Annotated in this window: 19 protein-coding genes, 1 other RNA gene and 1 pseudogene; 14 read left to right on the forward strand and 7 right to left on the reverse strand. The window is 60.5% G+C overall.

All coding sequences use genetic code 11. The features are described 5' to 3' along the window. Nucleotides 1–497: 497 nt before the first annotated feature. From DXD56_RS03425 to DXD56_RS03435, 4 genes are all read left to right on the forward strand, one after another. On the forward strand, nucleotides 498–743 hold the full coding sequence (locus DXD56_RS03425) for a DUF6110 family protein (RefSeq protein ID WP_117640082.1): 246 nt from the start codon (nucleotides 498–500) through the stop codon (nucleotides 741–743). Between the two features lie 78 nt (nucleotides 744–821). Beyond that, a complete protein-coding gene (locus DXD56_RS03430) occupies nucleotides 822–2,837 on the forward strand; it encodes a heavy metal translocating P-type ATPase (RefSeq protein WP_233524918.1) in 2,016 nt (671 codons plus the stop codon). 143 nt (nucleotides 2,838–2,980) lie between these two features. After that, nucleotides 2,981–3,334, forward strand: a complete 354-nt coding sequence (locus DXD56_RS10015; protein ID WP_158549307.1) for a hypothetical protein — start codon at nucleotides 2,981–2,983, stop codon at nucleotides 3,332–3,334. After that, nucleotides 3,331–3,846 (forward strand): PIN domain-containing protein, encoded by a 516-nt coding sequence (locus DXD56_RS03435; RefSeq protein WP_158549309.1) that lies wholly within the window; start codon nucleotides 3,331–3,333, stop codon nucleotides 3,844–3,846. The genes DXD56_RS10015 and DXD56_RS03435 overlap by 4 nt, the downstream gene beginning before the upstream one ends. Nucleotides 3,847–3,904: 58 nt before the next feature. Here DXD56_RS03435 and DXD56_RS03440 read toward each other — a convergent pair whose 3' ends face one another. Continuing rightward, the gene (locus DXD56_RS03440) at nucleotides 3,905–4,339 is read right to left on the reverse strand and encodes a hypothetical protein (protein WP_117640088.1); all 435 of its coding nucleotides are present in this window, start codon (nucleotides 4,337–4,339) and stop codon (nucleotides 3,905–3,907) included. A 239-nt stretch (nucleotides 4,340–4,578) separates the two neighbouring features. Between DXD56_RS03440 and ssrA the strand changes: the two genes are divergently transcribed. The 9 genes and pseudogenes from ssrA to DXD56_RS03485 all read left to right on the forward strand — a co-directional run bounded on the left by ssrA (nucleotide 4,579) and on the right by DXD56_RS03485 (nucleotide 14,668). Beyond that, nucleotides 4,579–4,942: a transfer-messenger RNA gene (gene ssrA / locus DXD56_RS03445) on the forward strand. A gap of 584 nt (nucleotides 4,943–5,526) precedes the next feature. Continuing rightward, the gene (locus DXD56_RS03450) at nucleotides 5,527–6,405 is read left to right on the forward strand and encodes a patatin family protein (RefSeq protein WP_117640090.1); all 879 of its coding nucleotides are present in this window, start codon (nucleotides 5,527–5,529) and stop codon (nucleotides 6,403–6,405) included. Between the two features lie 194 nt (nucleotides 6,406–6,599). Then, a complete protein-coding gene (gene rplM, locus DXD56_RS03455) occupies nucleotides 6,600–7,043 on the forward strand; it encodes a 50S ribosomal protein L13 (RefSeq protein ID WP_022094635.1) in 444 nt (147 codons plus the stop codon). A gap of 2 nt (nucleotides 7,044–7,045) precedes the next feature. Next, nucleotides 7,046–7,441, forward strand: coding sequence for a 30S ribosomal protein S9 (gene rpsI, locus DXD56_RS03460; protein ID WP_022094634.1), 396 nt, complete (start codon nucleotides 7,046–7,048; stop codon nucleotides 7,439–7,441). A gap of 123 nt (nucleotides 7,442–7,564) precedes the next feature. Continuing rightward, on the forward strand, nucleotides 7,565–8,902 hold the full coding sequence (gene glmM / locus DXD56_RS03465) for a phosphoglucosamine mutase (protein ID WP_117640103.1): 1,338 nt from the start codon (nucleotides 7,565–7,567) through the stop codon (nucleotides 8,900–8,902). 100 nt (nucleotides 8,903–9,002) lie between these two features. Continuing rightward, complete coding sequence (locus DXD56_RS03470) at nucleotides 9,003–9,470, forward strand: PTS glucose transporter subunit IIA (RefSeq protein WP_316242586.1); 468 nt, start codon at nucleotides 9,003–9,005, stop codon at nucleotides 9,468–9,470. 272 nt (nucleotides 9,471–9,742) lie between these two features. After that, entirely contained in the window at nucleotides 9,743–10,471 is a 729-nt protein-coding gene (gene nagB / locus DXD56_RS03475; protein ID WP_055251013.1) for a glucosamine-6-phosphate deaminase, read from the forward strand. Between the two features lie 212 nt (nucleotides 10,472–10,683). Then, nucleotides 10,684–11,133: pseudogene (gene tnpA, locus DXD56_RS03480) on the forward strand (IS200/IS605 family transposase); the annotation flags it as partial. Nucleotides 11,134–11,668: 535 nt separating this feature from the next. Beyond that, the gene (locus DXD56_RS03485) at nucleotides 11,669–14,668 is read left to right on the forward strand and encodes a BTAD domain-containing putative transcriptional regulator (protein ID WP_117640105.1); all 3,000 of its coding nucleotides are present in this window, start codon (nucleotides 11,669–11,671) and stop codon (nucleotides 14,666–14,668) included. A gap of 69 nt (nucleotides 14,669–14,737) precedes the next feature. On the opposite strand, the gene DXD56_RS03490 is transcribed toward DXD56_RS03485, so the two are convergent. The 6 genes from DXD56_RS03490 to DXD56_RS03515 all read right to left on the reverse strand — a co-directional run bounded on the left by DXD56_RS03490 (nucleotide 14,738) and on the right by DXD56_RS03515 (nucleotide 22,099). Further along, a complete protein-coding gene (locus DXD56_RS03490) occupies nucleotides 14,738–15,037 on the reverse strand; it encodes a YhbY family RNA-binding protein (RefSeq protein WP_006234690.1) in 300 nt (99 codons plus the stop codon). 158 nt (nucleotides 15,038–15,195) lie between these two features. Beyond that, on the reverse strand, nucleotides 15,196–16,026 hold the full coding sequence (locus tag DXD56_RS03495; protein WP_370446003.1) for a methyltransferase domain-containing protein: 831 nt from the start codon (nucleotides 16,024–16,026) through the stop codon (nucleotides 15,196–15,198). Between the two features lie 379 nt (nucleotides 16,027–16,405). Continuing rightward, nucleotides 16,406–17,770, reverse strand: coding sequence for a PFL family protein (locus tag DXD56_RS03500; RefSeq protein ID WP_035136908.1), 1,365 nt, complete (start codon nucleotides 17,768–17,770; stop codon nucleotides 16,406–16,408). 108 nt (nucleotides 17,771–17,878) lie between these two features. Continuing rightward, on the reverse strand, nucleotides 17,879–20,428 hold the full coding sequence (locus DXD56_RS03505) for a homocysteine S-methyltransferase family protein (RefSeq protein ID WP_199411534.1): 2,550 nt from the start codon (nucleotides 20,426–20,428) through the stop codon (nucleotides 17,879–17,881). Between the two features lie 10 nt (nucleotides 20,429–20,438). Further along, entirely contained in the window at nucleotides 20,439–21,227 is a 789-nt protein-coding gene (locus DXD56_RS03510) for a hypothetical protein (RefSeq protein ID WP_117640108.1), read from the reverse strand. Continuing rightward, entirely contained in the window at nucleotides 21,227–22,099 is an 873-nt protein-coding gene (locus tag DXD56_RS03515) for a methylenetetrahydrofolate reductase (RefSeq protein WP_117640110.1), read from the reverse strand. Before DXD56_RS03515 ends, DXD56_RS03510 begins: the two co-directional genes overlap by 1 nt. A gap of 426 nt (nucleotides 22,100–22,525) precedes the next feature. Here DXD56_RS03515 and DXD56_RS03520 point away from each other — a divergent pair, with 426 nt between their 5' ends. Next, nucleotides 22,526–24,613 (forward strand): glutamine synthetase III, encoded by a 2,088-nt coding sequence (locus DXD56_RS03520; RefSeq protein WP_117628890.1) that lies wholly within the window; start codon nucleotides 22,526–22,528, stop codon nucleotides 24,611–24,613. The last annotated feature ends 231 nt before the right edge of the window (nucleotides 24,614–24,844 follow it).

A 24,844-nucleotide genomic window follows, 5' to 3' on the forward strand; every position in this document is an offset into this window, starting at 1 on the left:
GCGGGGCTGATAGGAATAGAGTGAATGGGCGTGCCGTCGGCACGCCCATTTTTGTGGATGTGACAAAGGGACTGTCCCTTTGTCACATTGTGAGGGGTGGTGGAAAACGAAGGTGAATACTTTTCCGCGAAGTGAACGACCTATTTTTGACCCCTGAAACATCAATGCTTTTTTGGCTCGGTTTCCTGCGGTTTTGCTGGTGAAAAATGCAGATGTTTCGGGGGTCCGATTTCACTCGTTCACTTCGCGGAAAAGTATTAGACCTCGATTTGTTGGGTCGGGGGAGAGCCTTTCTTGGATGCCGGAGATGTACGTTGCGGCAGGCGGATCGCCAGAAGTCGGCTGTTCCGCGCCTCAAGATTTCCAAAAAGTTAACCTTTGTTGAACTTAATAGTTAGATAAACTAAACTATTTTCCAAAAGTGTGCTCGAGCAAACTTATTTACTCGAGTGCTGAGGCACCGTGCCGCGTCCGATGCGGCAAAAGGGAGAAGCAACATGAAGAAGTCGACGTTTAACACCCTGCTTGTCGGTGGCGGTTTTCTGCTTGGCACGGCCGGCATCAAGCTGCTTACCAGCGCTCCGGTAAAGAATGCCTGCGTGCAGGGTATCGCGTGCGGCATGCGCATCAAGAACGGCTACCAGGACATGGTCGAGCAGGCCAAGGCCGAGGTCGACGATATGGTTGCCGAGGCTGCCTATCTCACCCAGAGCGAGGCCGCTGCGGACAAGGCAGCCGAGTAGCACTCCCAGGCACAAACTATGAGATTCTCGATTATCAGCGAGATCCCCGGCAGGACCCGTCTTCAGTTGGCGGGTCCTGTGCCAGAGAGCGATCTCGATGCGCTTCTTAAGCTCAGCGGCGACATCGACGGCGTGCGCAAGGTGCGCGTCTACGGCCGCATCGGCCAGATGGCGCTCGAATACGACGAGCCGCACCGCGATGCCGTGCTGGCCGCCGTCGGTGCGCTCGATGCCCAGGCCATTGCCGACGCAAAGACGGGCTACGTGATGCAACTCGAGCCACGCAAGCACAAGCTCGTCATGGATCTTGCCACACTTATCGGCGCCCACTATGCGCGCCGATGGTTTTTGCCCACGCCCCTGCGTGCGGTGTTTGTCGTGGCCGGTTACATGACCTTTTTGCGCGCCGCCCTCCGTGAGCTCGCGCAGCCGCGCCTGACCGTTCCCGTGCTCGACGCTTCGGCCATCGGCATTTCGTTCGTCAAACGTGATGTCGACACCGCAGGCCAGACGATGTTCCTGCTCAACGTGGGCGAGCTGCTCGAGGACTACACCCGCGCCATGAGCGAAAACGAGCTCATCAACTCGATGCTCGATGTGCCCGACAAGGCGCAAAAGGTCGTCGGTGACACCGAGGTGAGCGTTGCCGCGACCGAGCTTGAGCCCGGCGATCTGGTAGCCGTGCGCACCGGCATGTCCATCTGCATTGACGGCGTGGTCGAACAGGGGAGCGCCATGGTCAACCAAGCGACCCTGACCGGCGAGCCGCTGGCCGTCGAGCGCAGCGCAGGTGACGACGTGTTCGCCGGTACCGTCGTGGAAGACGGCAACATCTTGGTGCGCGTGCGCGCCAACACGGCTCAAACCAAGTTGCGTTCGATCGTCTCGCTCGTGCAGGCGGCCGACTCGCTCAAGTCCGAGGGTCAGTCGCACATGGAAGACCTCGCCAACAAGATCGTCCCGTGGAACTTCCTGCTCGCGGGCTTGGTTGCGCTTACCACCCGCAGCCTCATCAAGACCTCAGCGGCGCTGATGGTCGACTACTCGTGCGCGCTCAAGCTCACGGGTTCCGTCGCCGTCATGACTGCCATGAGCGATGCTGCCAAGATGGGCGTCATGGTCAAGGGCGCGAAGTACTTTGAGTCGTTTGCCAAGGCTGACACCATTGTGTTTGATAAGACCGGCACGCTTACCGAGGCGCAGCCGCGTCTTGCCTGTGTGCTCACCACCGATGGCTGGAGCGAGGACGAGATCCTGCGCCTTTCCGCTTGCTTGGAGGAACATTTCCCGCATCCGGTGGCGCGTGCCGTGGTCAACGCTGCTCGCGAGCGCGGGCTCGAGCACCGCGAGCGCCATGCCGCCGTCGAGTACATCGTGGCGCACGGCATCGCTTCGTCCATCGAGGGGCGGCGCGCCATCATCGGTTCCGCACACTTTGTGTTTGAGGATGAGGGCGCGCAGCTCGAGTCCGACATTAAGGAGCAAATCGAGCTCCAGATGCAGGGTCTGTCGCCGCTGTATCTGGCGGTCGACGGTACCGTTGTGGGCGTGCTCGGTATCGAGGACCCGCTCAAGTCCGGGGTCCGCGAGGCCATCGCCGACCTGCACGCGTTGGGCGTCAAGCATGTCGTTATGCTCACGGGCGATTCCGAGCGCACGGCCGAGCGCATTGCGCGAGAGGCAGGGGTCGACGAGTTTAAGGCCGAGCTGCTGCCCGAGGATAAGTACGCCTATGTGGAGCACATTAAGCGCGAGGGGCGCCACGTTGCCATGGTGGGCGACGGCGTCAATGATTCGCCGGCGCTCGGTTTGGCCGACGTGGGGCTGGCAATGGGTGGCGGAAGCGACATCGCCAAGGAGGTCGCCGACATCATCCTGACCGATACGGATCTGGCCGCGATCGTGCGTCTGCGCCGCATGAGTCAGGGCCTCGTTGATCGTTTGACGAGCTCCTACTCTAAGGTGATGCTCACCAACTCAGCGCTGTTGGCACTGGGCATTACCGGAACGATTACCCCGCAGGCGTCGTCGCTGCTGCACAACGGCTCGACAATTGCCTACAGCCTGAGCAACGCAAAGGCGTACCTGCGTTAGCAGACGTGTTTGCCCACGTTATCTGGCCTGCGCCCAGACGGCATCGGTGTCGTCCGGGCGCAGGCCTTTTGCATTTGACCATGTGCCAGCTTCTCTATATAGTGTTGCTAGCAAGGCTAGCAATTGAAGGGAGCGAGATCGACATGGGTGCTGTTAGCGGCATGGCGCAGGTGAACGTTCGCGTGGATCGCCAGGTCAAGGACCATGCGGAGGAAGCGTTGCGGCTTTCGGGCGGGTCACTGCCCGAGCTCATCAAAAAGGTGGTGGCCAAGGTCGCGCAGGGTGGCGGGCAGTGCGAGGAAGTGCTTGCGGCCGTCGACGACCGGCAGCAGACCGTCGCGCCCGATACTCCGTTCGCCGCATCATGGGCGGCGGCGGATCAGCTTTACGCGGACCTGGGCATCGCTACGTCGCCCGTATCCGACGATCGCGATTGGGACACAATCTATTCCGAGGCCATGGACGATCGCTATCGCCAAAAGGGGATGATCCTGTGAGCGGGGCTCCCCTCAAAATAATGGTGGACGCTAACGTATGGGTTGATTCGTTTTGCGTCGACCATGCCGAGTCGCTCGCTGCTCGTGCCTTTATTGGGCAGGCGGCGGAGACGGGGGCGTTGCTGTTCTTCCCGGTGCATATTGCCAAGGACGTGCTGTACGTTGTCCAACACGAGCTGAAGCGTAGCGTTCTTGCCAGCGGGGGAGCGATCGACGAGGCATCTGCCCGCGCAATTGGCGATGCGGCGTTGGCGTTTGTTCGGAACATGACCGAAAACGCCACGGCTGTGGGTGCAGATGCGTCGGACCTTTGGCTGGCCGACAAATACGTAGCGCTCCATCGCGATTACGAGGACAACTTGGTGCTCGCCGCGTGCAAGCGCGCGCAGGTCGATTACTTGGTGACCAACGACCGCAAGCTGCTCGAACATGCCGATCTTGCAGCAAAGACCCCGCGCCAAATGATGCCGATCCTGGCTTTGGCCGAACGCGGCGGCGCGGCAATCGGTTGACGCGAACTGTTTGCGGGCCTCTTGGACGACGGTGCGCCAAGGGGCCCGCGTCTGCTATTTACAAAAGCTCGGCCTTAATGGCGGGACTTTCTGCGAGCTTTTCGGCTGCCTTTTCGTCGGAGCTGTCGAGTGCTGCCAGACTGCGGTAGACCCACTCGTTGACCTGGGTGTTCTTGACGCCTACGGTCTGCATAAGGGCGCCTACCTCGCGGATTGCTGCGAACAGATCGGCCTTGGGACCCGTGAGCTCGACCTCGATGCCGTGGTAGGCGGCCACGCCGCGGTTCTCACTCACGTGGTCGATAAAGCCCTCGACGGTCTCAAGCTGTTGGGCGAGAGCTGCATCATCGTCAGCGTCCAGCGCAACAAGGGCGTTCGAAACCGTGAGGGCGGGATGTCCGCAGGGGACAAAGCCTTCGATGACATCCATAGCTTCGGTAATGGTTGAGCCCAGGCCTGCGAGGGCATTGACGAGTTGCTGTTTGGTATCCATAACGGTCCTTTCGACGGGTCAATTTTGCTTGGCGAAAATATACGTGAGGCGTTCGGTAGCAAAAGTGCGAAGTATGGTGCACATTGGGGTCTTCACAGCTCGTGCATAGAACAGCTGTCCGCTTTCAGAACGTGGTAAGATAACACTCCACAAGCGGGGCTCGCCCCGTATGTTCCTTGAAAAGTCGACGGTTATCGGGTGTTTGCAGGCCCGATACCATCCAGACTTTCCCGACATTCGGGGGCGACTGGTTTCGACACGATAGCTCTGAGAGAGGAAGCAAGCCGAGGTCTCCTCGCCTCGTTAAACAGGGGTACCGTCAAATTGAATTGACAACAACTCTTCTTTTGAGCCTATGGCTCTCGCTGCTTAATTTATAGCGGCGCGTCAACCCGGTGATTTCCCCGACACCGGCGCGACGTCATTTTAGGGGAATGCTCCTGCGCACGTAATCGGTATGGCGCAGGCTAAGACCGAACCGGTTAGGACGCCGCGAGCGTGTCGCTGCGCGCAAAGCGTCCGAGACTAAACCAGCGACTGAGCTTGGAGATGCCAATCAGGGGGCTTTCGTGGACCGGAGTTCGATTCTCCGCGCCTCCACCAATAGTTACAAGCAGGTAGGTAAACGCACCTACCTGCTTTTTTATTACTTATAGATACCGCGGAGAATCGAACTCTGTGCAGGGCGCGAGCGTTAAGCAAACGCGAAGCGTTTGTAGCCCGCGGGCGAGGACGCCAGCAGGCGGCCGAAGCCGGTGCGGATTTGCGAAGCAAATACGCGGATTCTCCGCGCAAAGCTTCAACCCTATGCAGATGCGATGCCGATCGGACTGCAACCTGCCATGCCCCGCATCAACGTCGCCCCAGGCGGAAAATCCATCCCAGAATTCCGGTTCAGACTGGGATGCGGTTTCCGGATGACGTTTCAAGCGGAAACTGCATCCCGGAATCCTCATTCGGAATGGGATGCAATTTCCAAATGAATGGCTAGCGGAAAGTTCATCCCGGAATCCGCGCTCAGAACGGGACACGCTTTCCTAACGGCGGTCCAAGCGGAAAGTCCATCCCGGAATCCCGCCTCAAACTGGGACGCACTTTCCGCTTCACCTGCCGCCTCAAAAAACCTGCGCGCCCTCCATCCCAAAACTGGGTAGAAGAAAGCCAAAACGCAATCGCAGGAGGTCAACATGACTGCAGAAGATAAGGCAAAGAACGCCGGCAAGGTCGCGCTCGTTTTGGAGGGCGGTAGTTTTCGCGGGCAGTTTACCGCAGGCGTGCTCGACGTTCTTATGGAGGCCGGCGTCGAGATTCCGACTGTCTACGGTGTATCGGCCGGTGCCCTCAACGGCGTCAACTACAAGTCACACCAGATCGGTCGCGTCAATCGCATCAACCTGACCTTCTGCAATGACAACCGCTACATGGGTGCCGCATCCTTCGCATCCACGGGCTCCATCGTGGGTTACGACTTTATCTTCAACGATATCCAGGACCGCCTGGATCCCTTTGACAACGAGGCGTTCGACGCGAGCCCCATCGAGATGTACGCCGTCGCGACGGACATGCTGTTTGGAACCGCTGCCTACCTGCCGGTCAAAAGCGCCGTGCTCGACCTCGATGCTGTGCGCGCCTCCACCTCGCTGCCGCTGGTGACGCCGCCGGTCGAGATCGACGGGCACAAATACGTCGACGGCGGCGTGGCCGATTCGGTTCCTATCGAGCATGTGCTCGAGGAGGCGGGCTTCGACCGTGCGGTCGTCATCGTCACCCAGGACCGCTCGTACGAGAAAAAGCCCTACGAGTTTATGCCTGCCGCGCGCGCCCGCTATGCCGACTACCCCTACCTGCTCGAGGCTATCGAGACGCGCCACGACCGCTATAACCTCCAGCGCATGCACCTGTGGAAGTATGAGCGCGAGGGCCGCGCGCTGGTCATCGCTCCGCAAAAGCCGGTCGAGGTCGGCCATGTCGAGCACGATCCGGCAAAGCTTTTGGACCTGTATATCCAGGGCCGTCAGGAGGCAAAGCGCCTGCTCGCGGAAATCCAAGAGTTCGTTGAGCGCTAGCGACGGCGAACCCTCAAAAAATGACAACAGCTAAAGAGTTGGAAAAATCACGGCTCGTGGATGACATGTGCAGAAACTCTGGTCGGAGCCAAAATACCTGTTGACTCGTACGGCGAGCGGGGTAATATGGACGGGTTACTTGCAGAGCCCCGTGAATCTCTGTAACAACACGTACTGTACATGGAGGAGTCTAAGTGATTTCGAAATCGACTCACTACGCCAAGCAGGGCGAGGTCCAGCGCAACTGGGTTCTCGTCGACGCCGATGGTGCTGTCCTGGGCCGTCTTGCCACCCAGATCGCAATGATCCTGCGCGGTAAGAACAAGCCCCAGTTCACGCCCAACAGCGACTGCGGCGACTTCGTTGTCGTCATCAACGCCGATAAGGTCCAGCTTACCGGTAACAAGGCCGACACGAAGACCTATTATCGCCACAGCGGCTACAACGGCGGCCTCAAGGCTGAGAGCTTCCGCCAGGCTATGGAGAAGCACCCGGAGAAGGTCATCGAGCGCGCCGTTCGCGGTATGCTGCCCAAGACCACCCTCGGCCGTGCCCAGATGACCAAGCTTAAGGTCTACGCTGGTGCCGAGCATCCGCATGCTGCCCAGAACCCCACGAAGATTGAGCTGGAGGCTTAAAGATGGCTGAGAACACCGTTGTCTACCAGGGTACCGGCCGTCGTAAGAACGCCGTCGCCCGCGTCCGTCTCGTCCCCGGCACCGGCAAGGTGACCATCAACAAGCGTGACGCCGAGCAGTATTTCGGCCGTCATCAGCTCGTTGAGAACGCCCTTGCTCCCTTCAAGGTGACCGACACCGCCGGTCAGTTCGACGTTATCGCTCTGTGCGATGGCGGCGGCATCTCCGGTCAGTCCGGCGCTCTGCGTCTGGGCATCGCTCGCGCTCTTCTGAACGCTGGCGACTACCGTGCTGACCTCAAGAAGGCCGGTTTCCTTACGCGCGATGCTCGCGTGGTCGAGCGCAAGAAGTACGGCCTCAAGAAGGCCCGCCGCGCTCCCCAGTTCTCCAAGCGCTAAGGTTTTATCTCCTTTCGAGATACAATGTACAAGCGGGGCCTGCCGATTCCTCGGCGGGTCCCGCTTTTCTTTTTCGACTAGGGTGGGCGGTTGTATATCGCCTGCTAGGGAAGGAGCGATCCTATGCCCCAGAACATCTTCGGTACCGACGGCGTCCGTGGCGTCGCCAATGCCGACCTCTCGTGCGACCTCGCGTTTCGCCTGGGCCGCGCGGCGACCAAGTTCCTTGGCCCGGACATCTGCATCGGCCGCGACACGCGTCTTTCGGGTACCATGCTCGAGAGTGCTCTGACCGCTGGCATTATGGCAGAGGGCGGCCGTCCGCATTGCTGCGGCGTTATCCCTACGCCGGCCGTGGCGCTGCTCACCGTCCAAAACGAGCTCGACGGCGGCATCGTCATCTCTGCTTCGCATAATCCGCCGGAGTTCAACGGCATCAAGTTCTTTAGCCGCAAGGGTATGAAGCTTCCCGATGCTGTCGAGGAAGAGATCAGCGCCTGGGTCATGTCCGAGGAGGCCATGGCTGCCGACACGCTGCCGACCGGTGCCGGCGTGGGCCACATTATCAAGATGAAAGACGCCCGCAAGGCCTATGTCGATCATGCCATCAGCACGCTCGACGGCCTTAAGCTCGATGGCCTGGTTGTTGCCGTCGACTGCGGCCACGGTGCTTCCTGCCAGACCACGCCCGCTGCGCTGCAGCGCCTGGGCGCCACGGTCCATGCCATCAACACTGATTACTGCGGCACCGACATTAACGTTGAGTGCGGCTCCACTCACCTTGAGCCCCTGCGCGAGCTCGTGCTGCGCACCCACGCCGATATCGGCCTGGCCCACGACGGCGACGCCGACCGCGTGCTGTTCGTCGACGGCGAGGGCAATGAGATCGACGGTGACTACATCCTGGCTATCTGCGGTTCTGACCTCGCCGCCCGCGGCAAGCTCGCCAACTCCGAGATCGTCTCGACCGTCATGTGCAACCTTGGCTTCTCCATCGCTATGAAGGAGCAGGGCTTCGAGATGGTTCAGACCGCCGTGGGGGACCGCTACGTTTTGGAGCGCATGCTCGCGGATGGCGCCGTCATCGGCGGCGAACAGTCCGGCCACATCATCTTCCTGGAGCACAACACCACCGGTGACGGCCTGGTGACGGCTCTGCAGCTGCTGGCCGTGCTCAAGCGCACCGGTCGTACCCTCACTGATCTTGCCGGCATCATGAAGAAGTACCCGCAGGTACTCGTCAACGTGCATTCCGACAACAAGGCCGGCCTGGACGATTGCCAGCCCATCTGGGATGCCGTCGCTGCCGCCGAGAAGGAGCTTGACGGCCGCGGCCGCATTCTGGTGCGCCCGAGCGGTACCGAGCCGCTGGTCCGCGTGATGGCCGAGGCCGAGACGCACGAGCTGACCCAGCGCGTTGTCGACGACATCGTCGAGGTTGTCAAGCGCGAACTTCCCTAATGGTCAAAAACGGGTGCCAAGTGGTAAACTGTTAAGGTTATTTGATTGATTGGTATGTCCGAGGGGGAGCATGTTCACTAAAGTCCTAAGGTCTTTTGGTATGCGTGGTCGAGTCCTTACGCTGGATGCTCCCATCTCGGGCGACGTCATTCCGCTCTCCGAGGTAAACGACCAGACGTTTGCCACCGGCCTTTTGGGCCAGGGCGTGGCGATTCAGCCTACCGGCACGCGTGTGATTGCGCCGGCAGACGCCAAGGTCGAGGCCATTTTTCCCACGGGTCACGCCGTTGCGCTCAACACGGTCGATGGCCTAGACGTGCTCATCCACGTTGGTTTGGACACTGTTCAGCTTGAGGGCAAGCATTTTAGCGTGCATGCACAGGTGGGCGATGTCGTCCATAAGGGTGACGTGCTCATCGAGTTCGATCGCGAGGCAATTGCTGCCGAGGGCTACGATGTGACGGTTCCCATCTTGGTGTGCAACTCCGTTGAGTTCTCGAGTATCAAGGGCTCCGTTGGTGCGCATGTCGAAGAGATGGACCAGCTCATCGTTGCTCGCGAGCGCTAGCAAGTGCACGTGGCCATTAGCCTACAATTCAAACACGTTTATGGAGGGCGCCCTTGAAAGAGGGCGCCCTCCGTGGCAAGATGGGATTTGTCCGAAGCTAAACGGCTTTGGGTCACCGTGGACGGGCAGGGGCCTCGACGCGGCTAGACACGAGACACATACATTACGCGACCTCGCCCTGGTGGCCGCACACGTTGGTTGCGGCCGACGCGGGCCGCGGGCAAGTGCTTGTAAGGGGAGCCTTGCCTCTCTTGTACGAGAAAGGACGCGTAATGAAGATCATTAAAGCTAAAGACTACGAGGATATGAGCCGCAAGGCCGCCAATATCATCTCGGCGCAGGTTATCCTCAAGCCCGATTGCGTGCTGGGTCTTGCCACCGGCTCCACCCCGATCGGTGCCTACAAGCAGCTCGCTGCTTGGTACGAGAAGGGCGACGTCGACTTTGCCGAGGTCAGCACCTACAACCTGGACGAGTATCGCGGCCTTTCGCACGACGATCCCCAGAGCTATCACTACTTCATGCGTGAGAACTTCTTCGATCACATCAACATCGACCTGAACAACACGCATGTGCCCGACGGTTCCAACCCCGACGCCGCCGCTGCCTGCTCTGAGTACGACAAGATCGTCGCCGCCGCCGGTTACCCGGATCTGCAGCTGCTCGGCATTGGCAACAACGGCCACATCGGTTTCAACGAGCCCGATGACCACTTCTCCAAGGGCACGCACTGCGTCGACCTCACCGAGAGCACCATTCAGGCCAACAGCCGCCTGTTCGACAGCATCGACGATGTTCCCCGTCAGGCCTACACCATGGGTACCCAGACCATCATGTATGCCCGCATGATCCTAGTCGTCGCCAACGGCGAGGCCAAGGCTCAGGCCGTGCATGACATGTGCTATGGTCCGGTTACGCCCGCGTGCCCGGCTTCGATCCTGCAGCTGCACACCAACTGCGTTGTCGTTGCCGACGAGGCCGCCCTTTCGCTCTGCGAGTAGCGCGAATCCTGCATCTCGACATAGCCTTGCCTAAGGCCTCCGCTTTGCGGGGGCCTTTTTGTTTTCAAGACTTTAGTCTGCTGGCCGCGCAGCGGCCAGCTTTAAACCACCCGCTACGCGGGTGGAGACAAACGGCTTTACAAAGCCACCCCTCCGACCGATATTGACGATTGTTCAGGCCGTCAAGAATTCGAGTCGAAGGGGTGGTCGCCATGGCCCAGAAGGCCTACAGCCTTTCCCACACGAAGTGGATGTGCAAGTACCACATCGCGTTCACGCCGAAGTATAGGCGCAAAGTGATCTACAACCAAATCAGGAGCGACATAGGGGAGATCCTCAGGAAGCTGTGCGAGTACAAGGGGATCGAGATAATCGAGGGGCACCTGATGCCCGACCACGTGCACGTGCTGCTGGCGATCCCGCCGAAGTACAGCGTCGCGAGCGTCATGGGCTACCTGAAGGGGAAGAGCTCGCTGATGATATTCGACAGGCACGCCAACCTCAAGTACAAGTTCGGCAACAGGAAGTTCTGGGCGGAGGGCTACTACGTGTCCACCGTCGGCCTGAACGAGGCGACGATCGCCAAGTACATCAGGGAGCAGGAGTCCCACGACATCGCGCTGGACAAGCTGAGCGTGAAGGAGTACGAGGACCCCTTCAAGAGGAGGTTATCCTGCCGGTTCGACCGGCGCGCCACGGGTCAAGATGCACTAGGCCTGGATGAAGTCCGGGCCCGCGCCTTTAGACGCGAGCCCGGGGCCCGTGGGTTATACCCTAAGAGCAAACCACCCTTTTTAAGGGTGGTTCTGATTATCCCTCTCCGCCCGCTTGACCAAAATCTTGCCGCAAGCTTGACGAATGCCGGATGCCCAACAGCTTGATTCATTCCATACCAGATTCTATGCAAAAATGCCACTAAAAGGTCGTAGACGGTAGCGGGTGCTAGGCGAGTTGAATGACATAGCTGAACCTTGTTCATTTGCGTTACACTGCCGCTTAGATGGGACAAGCTGACAAGCTCATTTACCTGCTTAAAGACCGATTAGTCGGGGGATTAATAACAATCGGCCCTCGCTGTACAAAAACTTGCCGCTTGCGTACCAAAAGACAACCTAAAACGCAAGGTCGCTCTATTCATAGCGCGGCTTGTATGGTCTTGCGGTTACAGTGTCCATACGGTCGAGTTGAGGAGCGGGCATGGTAAACGATTTGGGCAGTATGGACGACCTCGAGCTGATGCCGCTGGGCGGTGGCTATATGGTGCGACGCGAACGCTTGATGAATGAGCTTCTCGCCAAGGGCCGAAAGGCCGGCATCGTGGTTCTTTATGCGCCCGACGGGTTTGGGAAGACCTCGGTGCTGCTGCAGTACACCCATGAGGTTAAATGCGACCCGACGCGAGGCCCCGTGCGGATTATCGAGGCCGATCGCGCCATTGGGCGCGAGTTGTTTATGCAGCTCGAGGTGGTTACCGACGAACTCAAAGACAAACCGCACTCCCTTATCGCGATTGATAATGTGCCAAACCTCGATCAGCACGATACCGAAGACCTCATCGACAGGATTCGCGGCCTGCGCGCTATGGGGGTAGGGGTCTTTATCTCCTGCCGTCCTTCAAATCGTCAGCTGATTCATGGGCTGGGCGATTCGGTTAAGATCAATGCGCAGATGCTCAAGGTGCATGCCTATGAGTATTCGGCGTGGGCATCGGCGTTTTCGATCAGCACATCGCTCGACTTTTATCAGCTCACGCAGGGCGTGCCCGAGCTCGTTTCGGCATTGCAGACGGGTCTGTATGGCCAAGGCGACGTAGCCGGTCTGCTCGAAAACGAGATTGTCAACGTATATGGCGCGGCACTTGTCGACCTGGCTTCGCTCGACAATAATGCACTGTTTTGCGTGGCATGTCTCATGATTTTGATGGGCGAGGGCAATATCGCAGAACTCGAGGCTTGCGGGGTGAGGCTATCGATGGTCGACCAGTCCTACTTCGTACGCGACTACCCGATCTTTGGCTTGGACCCCGCCGAGCGGAGTTTTACGTGTCTGGGCACGGAGGATAACGGACGCTTGCGTTTGCGTAAGTTGGTGGCCGAGGTTCGCCCCGAACTTGTTCCGAGGGCGGCCCGGATTTTGCTTAAAGCGGGCCGATGCGATGCGGCGATGGGCCTGGCGGACGCCTTTTTGGACCGTGGAGCGGTCCTTGAACTTGCTGGGCAGTATGGGGTCGATCTTGCTCTGACGGGGCACGGGGCCGATATCTGCCGAGCAGCGCTGGGTACGATCGATGCCGACGATCCGGCTCCAGAGCCAACGCCTGCCGAGGCGCTCGGCGTGTATTTGGCAGCGGTCAGCGTGTCCAATACAAAGCTCGCTCGCTATATGGCATCGGTCATCGAGCGCGGGGGCGAACGGGCGGCCTGCGAAATAGACCCTGTTTCATGGAGAGTGGCCCAGACACTGACGGCTGTTTGCTATGGGGACAACGGGCTTGGGCTTCCTACGAACCTGGCCGTGCCAGAAATCGAGACATCCCATACCGCACTCGATATGTTGTCCGCGCATATCGAGGTCAAGCGCTGCCTGACCGAGCGGGGAGATGACGGCGGCGTTCTACAGCAGCTCAAAACGAGCAAGGCCTACGACTGTGAGCTCGACATCGCGGGGATTGTTATACGGGCCGATAGCATGCTGGTGGAGCTCTTTGACGGGTCGTTTACGGGAACCGACGAGCGCGACGACGAGATGACGGTGGTGCGGGAGGCGCTCGACGTGCGTGGGCTTAAGGCGATGGCTATCTGGGTGCGCATGGTGTTGGCGGCACGGCGGCTCCTTTCCGGCCTGCCGGTAACCGACGACGCGGCGTTCAACGAGCTCGATCGTTTTGCCGTGCGCATGCGCGACAACCAGATTCAGCTGTTTGGCCTGTTGCTAGAAGGCTGGCAGTCGCTGGCAGAGGGACGGCCGGTTAATGCAAAGTTCCGTGCGGTCCAAGTGCTCAAACTTGCCGAGGAGTCGATTGCGTACATGCGCGATAACGCATTGCTGCTGGAGCGCGCGGCGTATCTGCGTAACACCTCGATGGTTTCGGTACGCGAGGAAGCGGAGTTGCTCGATATAAGCCAGACGCAGGTTGGTGGTGCAGAAGCCTGGATGGTGGCGCTGCATTTGGCTTGCGCGGGGCGAGATAGCGATCTCGCGGCCTGGATGTCCATGAATCGCGCGGGGATTCTGGAACCATCGTATCGGCTCTTTGCGCGCCTTGCCATGCATTGTCTGGGCGAGCCGGCGACCAGGATTCGCAAGAAGCTTCCCGTGCGCGAGCTGTCGCGGTACTCGCTGCGCGACGATTTGGAAGGGGAGGGCGAGCGCCTGTTCCAGGCTGGCGAGGTTGAAGCCGTTGATACCATCGACCATATCGAGATTCGCATGTTTGGTGCGTTCCGCGCCGAGCGCGACGGGTTTCCCATCACGGGCAAAATGTGGCGCCGCAAGAAGGCGGCGACGCTTGCCGAGCGGCTTGCACTGGGCATGGATGCGCTCGTCGACCGCGAGACGCTGGCAATGGAGTTGTGGCCCCATGCCGAGTTCAATAGCGCACGCAACAACCTGTACTCGACGATATCGCGCTTGCGGTCGGCTTTGGGACCGACGCCGGATGGCAAGTCGTGTGTGCTCATCCAAAATGAATGCATCGGACTCAACGGTGACTACGTCAAGACCGATGTACGGCTGTTTGACCAGATAAGCCGCGAGGTTTTGGGAAATCGCACGGGTGCGCGCGGGCCCCATCTGGTCGAGTTGTGCCTTAAGATTGAGCAACTTTATGCCGGACCGCTGCATGTGCCCAATGGCTGTAACCCCACCTACTTTTTGCGTATGCGACGCATTATGGAATCGAAGTATATCGACTGCATGATTCGGGGCGCGAATGCCGCCCTAGAAGAAAACGACCTGCAGTCGGCGGTATGGCTGGTGGAGTCGGGGCTGCGGCAAGAGACGGCGCGTGAGGATATGGTGCGCTGCGCCATGCGCGTCTACAGTGCGGCGGGGCGGCGGCGCGATATCGTCGAGCTGTACAGCGGGCATATGCATCATCTGAGGGAGCAGGTCAATGGCGTGCCCGAGCCCGAGACGCGGCGTCTATACGAGCGCTTGGTGGAGGGGCGGCTCAATCGCGTGCTGGTCGAGCGATAAAAAACGGGCGTCCGAAGTACTTGGGCACCCGTAAGCTTGCTATGTGTTCGCTCGCCGGATCATTGGCTCTTAGACGAGCTTGATCTTCTCAATGTCCTTGCGCGAGGACTCGCGATACAGCGAGAACTTGCGGCCGATGACCTGGACGACCTCGGCGTGGCAACGCTCAGCGAGCTCTTCGGCGGCCTCGCGGGCGGAAAGACTGGAGCCATCGAGCACGGAGCACTTAACGAGCTCGTGCTTCTCCAGGTAGGCGACCGTCTGCTCGACGGTGCCCTCGTTGACATCGGACTTACCGATGATGATAGCGGGGTTGAGGTGATGGGCCATGCTGCGAAGCTGCTTGACCTGTGCTCCTGTCAGTGCCATGGGTTCTCGCTTTCTATGTATGGGGCGCCCCGCGACGGGGCCTTAATCTACGTGAGCTGTCCCACGATAGCGCAGGAACGGCGCGGTGTGGAGCGCGTTTGCCCAGTTCAAAAAGAATGCGGATGCCGAGGTGATGGGCAGTGCGGGCTGTGAACGGGCTACGAGCGGGATTCAGAGACCGGTTCCCATACAATAAACGCCCAGCGAACCTTACGGATATGGTCGAGCATATAGCGCCCCTGCGGCACGCCCTTGGAGCCCGGCTCGCCGGCATGGGGGTTTTCGATCATGTGCTGAGCGATATAGTCGCGCAGGCGGTCGATCTTATCCTCGTTGCCATGCTCGAGCATACGGGAAAAATCCGCCACGCCTGCCTCAAGGCTATCGAAGGTATCGCGACGAGGCGATTCAAAGTATGTAACCTGCGGCAGGGCACCCATCTGAATGAGGATGTTGAAGGCGTACACAAAGCCATTGCTGCAGGTAACCGAGGCGCCGATAGCGTTCATCAAGTGCAGGTCATAGCGCGGGCTGGAGTTGGCGACCATCGTGACAGCACAACGCCGACGAGCCGTACGGTCGAGCTTGGCAAGCGCACCTTTTAGATTGGTCGTCGTAACCGACCGACTGGCAAAGGCAACATCCACCGCTTTCGCGACCGGTCCAACCAAATCCCAATCATCATCCCAAGCAAGCTCAAGCGGTGTAATGCGATTCTCGAGCCCATAGTACTCAATGCCAGCATCAAGCGTGCCCAACATGGCAGGGGAAAAGTCAGCAGCAATCACAGGATGTCCGTCTTGCGCAAGCGGAATAGCAATCGACCCAGCCCCACACCCCATATCCAGCACCGACTCACCAGGCTTTAACGCCAACAGCTTCATAAAGTCCCGGGCATACGGGGCAGTCTCAAGCGGCCGAAAATGCCGAGCCCTTTTATCCCACTCAAAAGAATCATCAGCCCGCCGCCGACCAGCCTGCAGGCGCATCCATTCGCCATTCCAATCCGCAGCAAGCAGCTCAGATTGAATTACACCATCAGCCACGGGCCATCCCCCTCACAACAAAAAAGCGGCTCCTCCCAAAAGAAGAGCCGCAACAAGCATATATCAGAAAAAGAACCGTTCCAACGCCAAACCGCCATACCAGCAAAGTAGGGCAGAAGCGAAGCGACTGCCAAAGGGATAGAACCCAACTGAGGTCCCGTTGTGCGGGAGCCCCGGGGAGGGCAAATATATAAGGTCGATCGCGAGTTCCGCACGAGCCGGAGAGCACTTAATGTGCTCTCCGTGCGAGTCAGGACTGTCCGAGCAGGCGACCTTATATGTCTGCCGCCCGGCGGCGGGGCTCCTCGCCAGTCCCCCTCAGCTAGTTCTTCAGCGAGTTCAGCGGCGCCGGGAAGCGTCCACCGCGATGGGCAAGCACGGTGCCGGCGTTGGGGTTCACCGGCATGATGGGTGCACGGCCAAACAGGCCGCCGTACTCGACGCAGTCGCCCACGCCCTTGCCGATGGCGGGGATCACGCGCACGGCCGTGGTCTTGTTGTTGATGACGCCGATGGCCATCTCGTCGGCGATGATGCCGGCGATGGTCTCGACCGGGGTGTCGCCGGGGATGGCGATCATGTCCAGGCCAACGGAGCACACGCAGGTCATGGCCTCAAGCTTCTCGAGCGAAAGCGCGCCGGCCTCGACGGCGGCGATCATGCCGGCGTCCTCGGACACGGGGATGAAAGCGCCCGAGAGACCGCCCACGCTGGAGCTGGCCATGACGCCGCCCTTCTTGACGGCATCGTTGAGCATGGCGAGCGCGCAGGTCGTGCCCGGGCCACCGCAGGTGCCCACGCCGATGATCTCGAGGATGCGGGCAACGGAATCGCCGATGGCAGGCGTGGGAGCCAGCGACAGGTCGACAATGCCCTTCTCGACACCCAGACGATGGGCGGCCTCGCGGCTCATGAGCTCGCCGGCACGGGTGATCTTAAAGGCGGTCTGCTTAATCTTCTCGGCGACTTCCATCATCGATGCGGAATCGGGCAGCGTCTCCAGGGCTGCGGCCATAACGCCGGGGCCCGAGACGCCTACGTTGATGACGGCGTCGGCCTCGCCACCGCCGTGGACGGCGCCCGCCATAAACGGGGAGTCCTCGACCATGTTGGCAAAGCAGACAAACTTGGAAGCGCCGACGGAATCCTGGTCGGCCGTGAGTTTAGCGGCATCGATGATGGTCTGGGCGGCCATGAGCACGGCATCCATGTTGATACCGGCGCGCAGGCTGGCGACGTTGACGCTGGAGCAGACGCGGCTCGTGGTGGCGAGCGCCTGGGGGATGGACTGGATGACGCGGCGGTCGGCGTCGCCGATGCCCTTCTGGACGAGCGCGGAGAAGCCGCCCAGGTAATCGATGCCGAGCGTCTCGGCCGCGCGGTCGAGGGCGTGCGCGATGGGGGTGAGGTCCTCATCCTTGCAGCACGCGGCGATCTGGGCCACCGGGGTGACGGAAACGCGCTTGTTGACGATGGGGATACCGTACTCGCGCTCGAGGTTCTCGGCGGTCTCGACCAGATGCTCAGCCGTGTGCGTCACGTGGTCGTAGATCTTCGTGCACATGCGGTCGAGGTTCTCGTCACCGCAACCCATGAGCGAAACACCCATGGTGATGGTCCTGATGTCGAGGTTCTGCTCCTCAACCATGCCGCGGGTTTCCGCGATTTCTGCGGGCGTGATCGCCATCCTTGCGCTCCTATCTGCCAAAACGAGCATAGTCTTTTCTATTCTAACGTGCCGCACGTGCCAAGTGGCGCATGCGGCACGTTTTGGTGCTCGGTTGTTTCCGTTGTGTTACTGCCCAAAGACCTCTTCGGCGATACGAGCGCTTTCGGCGGCGTCCTTGGCGTAGTAGTCCGCGCCGATCTGCTTGGCGTATTCGGGGGTGAGCACGGCGCCGCCTACGATGATCTTGACGCCCGGAACCTCGGCATGGAGCAACTTGATGGTCTCTTCCATGGCGACGACCGTGGTGGTCATAAGCGCCGAGAGGCCGACGAGCTTGATGTCACGCTCCCGCACGGTCTTGAGCACCTCTTGCGGGTCGACGTCGCGGCCTAGGTCAAAGACGGTATAGCCGTAGTTATCGAGCAGCATCTTGACGATGTTCTTACCGATGTCGTGGATGTCGCCCTTGACGGTGGCCACGCAGATCTTGCCCTTGTCGGCGATCTCGCCGGCGGGCATCAGGCGCTTGATGGTGTCGAAGCCCACGCGTGCGGCTTCGGCCGAGGCCATAAGCTGCGGCAAGAAGAACTTGCCCTGGTCAAAGAGGACGCCAACCTCGTCGAGGGCGGGGATAAAGTGATTGTTGATGAGGTCCATGGCGTCGTGGTCTGCCAGCAGACGCTCGGTCTCGGCAGCGATCTCGCCTTTGCGGCCCGAGACGACCATGCGACGAATCGGGTCGTCGTTGCCGTCGGTGCCGGCAGCGGGCACGGTGTCGGTCGATGCGGCCTGAGCTGCTGCCGGGTTGGCGGCGATCTTATACGGATCGGTCCAGCCGGCATAGCGCTCGATGTATCCGGTCGAGCCCTCGTCCTCAACGCTCAGGACGCGATAGCTGTAGACGGTATCCATAAAGCGCTTGGAGCCCGGGTTCATGATGGGGGCGTCCAGACCCGCGCCAAAAGCGGCGGCCAAAAAGACCGAACCCAGCAGCGGGCGAGCGGGCAGGCCAAAGCTGATGTTCGACACGCCGAGCGCGCATTTGACGCCCAGGCGCTCCTTGCACAGGGACATGGCGCGCAGGATCTGCTCGGCCTGGCGTTGATTGGTCGAGGCGGTCATGACCAGGCAGTCGATGAGGATGCGGTCCGGGCCAATGCCGTAGCGGGCGGCCTCGGCCACGATGCGCTCGGCGATGGCGAAGCGGGCCTCGGCGGTATCGGGGATGCCGCCTTCGTCGAGCGTAAGGCCGACGACGTTGGTGCCGTAGTGGGCAACCAACGGAAAGATCTCATCCATGATCTGCTGCTTGCCATTGACCGAGTTGATGATGGGCTTGCCGGCGTAGCGGCGCACGGCGGCTTCGACGGCTGCGGGGTCGGTGGAGTCGATCTGCAACGGCAGCAGCGTGGAACCCTGGAGCTGCTCGGTGGCCTGTTGGATAATCTTGACCTCGTCGATCTCGGGCAGGCCCACGTTGACGTCCAGGATGTCGGCGCCCTGCTCCTGCTGGCTGATGCCCTGGCTCACCACGTAGTCCAGATCGCCGTCGCGCAGGGCCTGCTGCAGGCGCTTTTTGCCGGTGGGATTGATGCGCTCGCCGATGACGGCAATCTTGTGGCCGTCGCAGGGAAGGTCCACCACAGTCTGGGCACTTGTGACCGACATGCTGGGCTTGCGGTGGCGCGGACTGGGCGTGTGGTTATCGATAAGCGTGCGCAAGGCGGCCATGTGCGCCGGCGTGGTGCCGCAGCAGCCGCCCACGACGCTCACGCCGTCCTCAATCATGCCGGCGACGGCTTTGGCGTATTCGGGGGCCTGGATGTCAAAGACGGTATTACCGTCGTCGTCCACGTGGGGCAGTCCCGCATTGGCCTGCACCATAACGGGTTTGTCCGTAACGGTGAGCATACGTGCGGCGAGCCCTCGGAGCTCGGCCGGTCCCTGGCTGCAGTTGATGCCCAAAACGTCGGCGCCGATGGCGTCGAGCGTGATGGCGGCCACCTCGGGACTCGTGCCCAGGAACGTGCGACCGTCTTCCTCAAAGGTCATGGTGGCAAAGACGGGCAGGTCGGAGTTCTCTCGGCAGGCGAGGACGGCCGCCTTGATCTCGGCAAGGTCGGTCATGGTCTCGATAATAAAGAGGTCCACGCCCGCATCGACGCCGGCGCGCACTTCCTCGGCAAAGAGGTCGTAGGCCTCGTCAAAGCTGAGGGTGCCCAGGGGGCGCAGCAGGGCGCCGATGGGGCCGATGTCGCCGGCGACGTAGTGGGCGCCGGCCGCGCTGGCGCAAGAGACCGCGGCGGCAAAGACATCTGCCACGGTGGCGGCGCCATCGAGCTTGTGCGCGTTGGCGCCAAAGGTGTTGGCGGTGATCACATCGCAGCCGGCCTCGACGTACTGACGCTGGATGTCGGTGATGACCTGAGGCTCCTCAAAGTTGAGCAGCTCGGGCAGGGCGCCTGCCTTCATGCCGGCGGCCTGCAGCATGGTGCCCATGCCGCCGTCGAACAGCAGGTGCCCCGTGCCCTCGATGGCAGCGCGCAGGCGATCGTCCTTAATGCGAAGGTCGTCGATTGTGCGCGTCTTGTACGTGGCGCCATTGCGGCGTGCGGCATCAACGGGCGCCGCCAGCGCGGCACCGTCCAGATCATGAGTGATAAGCGGAGTAAACATCAATGAGCTCCTAATGGCTGGAATAGCAGGTGGTGTGGGCGGCGCGGAAGCGACAGTGCTCGCGCATGCGGCAGATATTGCAGGTGGGGCGGCTCTGGGCGTCGTGGACCTCGCCGTCGAACAGACCGATCACCGCGGTCACGCTCTTGGTGGGCATGAGCAGGCTGGTGGGCGTGACGGTAAGCCCGATGAGCCGCGTAGCGTTGAGCGCAGCCACGATTGAGCGCTGGGCCGAGAGCGGGCAGTCGCCATAGCCGGGACTAAAGCGCCAGTTACCGGCGAGCCCGTGTGCAGCGGCCGCAGCCTTGACCTGCTGGTCCATCTGCTCGACGGCGGCTTCTACATAGGCAGAGCATGCGGCGTCGAGCACGGCGCCTTCCAGAGGCTGCTGGGCTCCCGTGGTGCGCAGGCGACGCTCGGCGTTCATGCCGAGGGTGCATGCCATGAGTGCGGCAAGGCGGGCGTCCTTAAGGTGGCGATAGATATCACGACCCCGCAGCTTAACATTGGTGCCAACCAAGCGGATGCAGGGCTCGCCCTGCTCGTCGACGCCCGTGGCATCGACGGCAAACACGCGTCGCACGCCGCGGGGCTCGATATCCAGCTCTAGGCGCTCGACTACAAGCTCAATTCGTCGGGACAGCTCGGGCTCAATCTGCTGGCCGCCGTAGCCCAGATACCGCAGCATCTCGGCACGGTCGACACGAGGGTGGTGGGCAGCGTCGATACGGTAAAGCGCCGGCGACGCAAGGTCGGCCGGCACTTCAACAACGGTTGTATCGATGTGCGGTTTTTCCATTACCCTAGGCGCTCCATAATGGTCGCGGCGATCGCAGGACGATTCATAGTGTACAGGTGCAGACCGGCGGCACCGTGCTCCTTGAGGTCGCAAAGCTGACGGGCGGCATAATCTACACCGGCTGCCTGCAGGCTCTCGGGGTCGTTCTCGTACTTGGCGAGAATCTTGATGACGGGGGAGGGCAGCGACGCACCGCACATAAAGACCATGCGGCTGATTTGCGACTTGCCCATAAACGGCATGATGCCCGCGGTAATGGGCACGGTGATGCCCGCCTTGTCGGCAAGCTCGCGGAAGCGGTAGAAGCACTCGTTGTCAAAGAAGAGCTGCGTCACAAAGAAGCTCGCGCCGGCGTCCTGTTTTTGCTTGAGGTATTCGACCGAAGCGTTGAGGTCCTCACAGGCAATGTGGCCCTCGGGGTAGGCCGCGGCGCCCACACAAAAGCCGGCGTCGACAAGCTCGGGGATGAGGTCACGGGCGTAGGCGTAGTCCGAGGCGGGCTTGTCATCCTCGGTCGCGCCAGTGGGCAGATCACCGCGCAGGGCCAGGATGTTTTCTACGCCGGCGGAGCGGTATTCGTCGATCTTGGCGACGATATCGGCGTGCGAGCGGCCCACGCAGGTGAGGTGCGCCACCGAGGGCGTATTGAATTCGCTCGTAATCATATGCGCGATGGGGGCGGTGGTGGCGCCATTGCCCGAGCCGCCGGCAGAGCAGGTGACCGAGACAAAGCTCGGCGAAAGCTTGCACAGATTGCCTGCCACCTCGCGAGCCGTGTTGAGGGTAAGCTCGCCCTTGGGCGGGAACATCTCAAACGAAACGGGTGCGGTGCCCTGGGATGCTGCCTGCTTAAAAACCTCGTCGACGCGCATATCGTGCTCCTTTAGATACGTAATAGTGTGATGTGTTGTAAGGATTCTACAGCACCACTGTGTCACGGTGGAGTTTCACTCGCTATTCGGGGATACCAATCAAAGATGCCTTGCTATCGACATTCCCTATAGCAGAGCGGTCAATCTGGGATGGGGCTATAAAGACTGGTATCTGATGCGAAATACCAGTTAATAGAGCCCCATCCCAAATTGACTACCCTTAAACCATGGGGAGAGGTCTGCAATTTATACAGTTGATTGGCTGTTGAGGGCGGCAACGCCGCCGCGATGCGGTAACCTCATTGATTGGTTTCGTGACAGCAACATAACGGTAATGTTGCGGAAACACGACGAGCCTAATCTATGACTCGTTCGTTAGTAATCAACACCGCTTCTCACGCGGTGCCGATACGAAGGGAGTTCCGTATGGCCGAACTTACTGACCGCTTCGGGACCATGGTGTTCTCTGAGGAAGTCATGAAGGACTACCTCCCCAAGGACATTTGGAAGCGCCTTGCTGCAACCCTCGAGGACGGTGAGCCGCTCGACCTGGATGTGGCCAACGCCGTTGCCCACGCCATGAAGGTCTGGGCCATCTCCAAGGGCGCGACGCACTACGCGCACTGGTTCCAGCCGCTTTCGGGCATTACTTCCGAGAAGCACGACAGCTTCCTCGAGCCCAACCACGACGGCACCGCCATTACCAAGTTTACGGGCAAGAACCTCATCCAGGGCGAGCCGGACGCCTCCAGCTTCCCCAACGGCGGCCTGCGTGCCACCTTCGAGGCCCGTGGCTACACCGCTTGGGATCCCACCAGCCCCGCATTCATTAAGGACGATGTCCTGTGCATCCCCACGGCTTTTTGCTCCTACACGGGCGAGGCCCTGGACAAGAAGACCCCGCTGCTGCGCTCCATGACCGCACTCTCGCGTGAGTCCAAGCGCGTTTTGGCGCTGTTTGGTAAGACCCCCAAGAAGGTCGTTCCTTCCGTGGGCGATGAGCAGGAGTACTTCCTGATCAAGAAGGACGCTTACCGCAAGCGCAGGGACCTGGTCATCACCGGGCGCACCCTCTTTGGTGCTGCTCCCTGCAAGGGCCAGGAGCTCGAGGAGCACTACTTTGGCGCTATCCGCCCCACCGTCTCGTCCTATATGAAGGACCTGGACGATGAACTGTGGGCGCTTGGCATTCCTGCCAAGACCAAGCACAACGAGGTCGCTCCCTGCCAGCATGAGCTCGCCCCTGTCTACGGCGAGGTCAACGAGGCCATCGACCAGAATCTGGTCATGATGGAGAAGATGAAGCTCATCGCCTCCCGTCACGACTTGGTCTGCCTGCTGCACGAGAAGCCCTTTGAGGGCATCAACGGTTCGGGCAAGCACAACAACTGGTCGCTTGGCACCGAGTCCGAGAACCTGCTCGACCCGGGCGACACCCCGCTCGACAACCTGCAGTTCATCGTCTTCCTCACCGCGGTGATCGAGGCCGTCGATAACTATCAGGAGCTCCTGCGTGCCTCCGTTGCCTCGGCCGGCAACGATCATCGTCTGGGCGCCAACGAGGCTCCTCCGGCGATTATGTCCATCTTCCTGGGCGACCAGCTTACCGAGGTTGTCGAGAAGATCATCGATGGCAAGGCTTCCGTCCATGCCACGCGCGGCGTGCTTGACTTGGGCGCCGATACCCTGCCCAAACTGATGCAGGACAACACCGACCGCAACCGCACCTCCCCGTTCGCCTTCACCGGCAACAAGTTCGAGTTCCGTGCCTGCGGCTCCGAGCAAAACGTTTCCGACTCCAACCTGGTGCTCGATGCTGCCGTGGCCAAGTCGCTCAAGTCTTTCGCCGACGCACTCGAGGGTACGCCCGAGGATAAGTTCCAGGACGCCGCGCTCGAGTACTGCAAGAAGGTGCTGACCGATCACCAGCGCATCCTGTTCTCCGGCGACGGTTACTCCGACGAGTGGCCCATCGAGGCCGAGAAGCGCGGCCTTGCCAACAACAAGACCACGGCCGACGCTCTTCCCGCCTTTGTTTCCGATAAGGCCATTGCGCTCTTTGAGGAGACGGGCGTCCTGACCAAGGCCGAGGCCCAGTGCCGCTATGACTGCAAGCTCGAGAAGTACAACAAGCTCATGAACATCGAGGCTACCACGATGGTTCGCGAGGCGCGTCGTACCTATCGCCCGGTCATTACCGCCTATGCCACCAAGGTCGCTAAGGGCCTTGAGACTATTCGTGCCGCCGGTGCTGAGGCCGCCATGCAGTGCGAGCAGAACACGCTCAACAAGCTCTGCAACGGTATCACCGCCATCAACGACTCCATCAAGGCGCTCGACGCCGTACATCAGAAGGCCGAGGCTCTCGATGGCCAGGAGCAGGCCAACGTATACGCGCACGAGGTCGTTCCCGCTATGGATACGCTGCGTGCCGCCGTGGACGCAATGGAGGAGATCGTGGCCGCCGACTACTGGCCGGTTCCGACCTACGACGACATTCTGTTCTACGTGTAGAACGTAACCGACATATCGTCACGCTATTGAGCCGGGGTCCGCATCGCGTGGGCCCCGGCTTTTTGTTTGCGAAGGACGCTTTGGATCCCGCTTTGCAACTGATTCGCCCACGCAATAAGGGGCCGTGGGCAAAAAACGTCAAATATGAGTACTGTCACAAGCCCTGTAGCATTATCTTTTTGCAAAATATGCAGTGTTACGCAACATATGTCCAAGTACTTAGCTGATAAA

This window comes from Collinsella sp. TM06-3 (genome assembly GCF_003436395.1).
Lineage (GTDB): Bacteria > Actinomycetota > Coriobacteriia > Coriobacteriales > Coriobacteriaceae > Collinsella.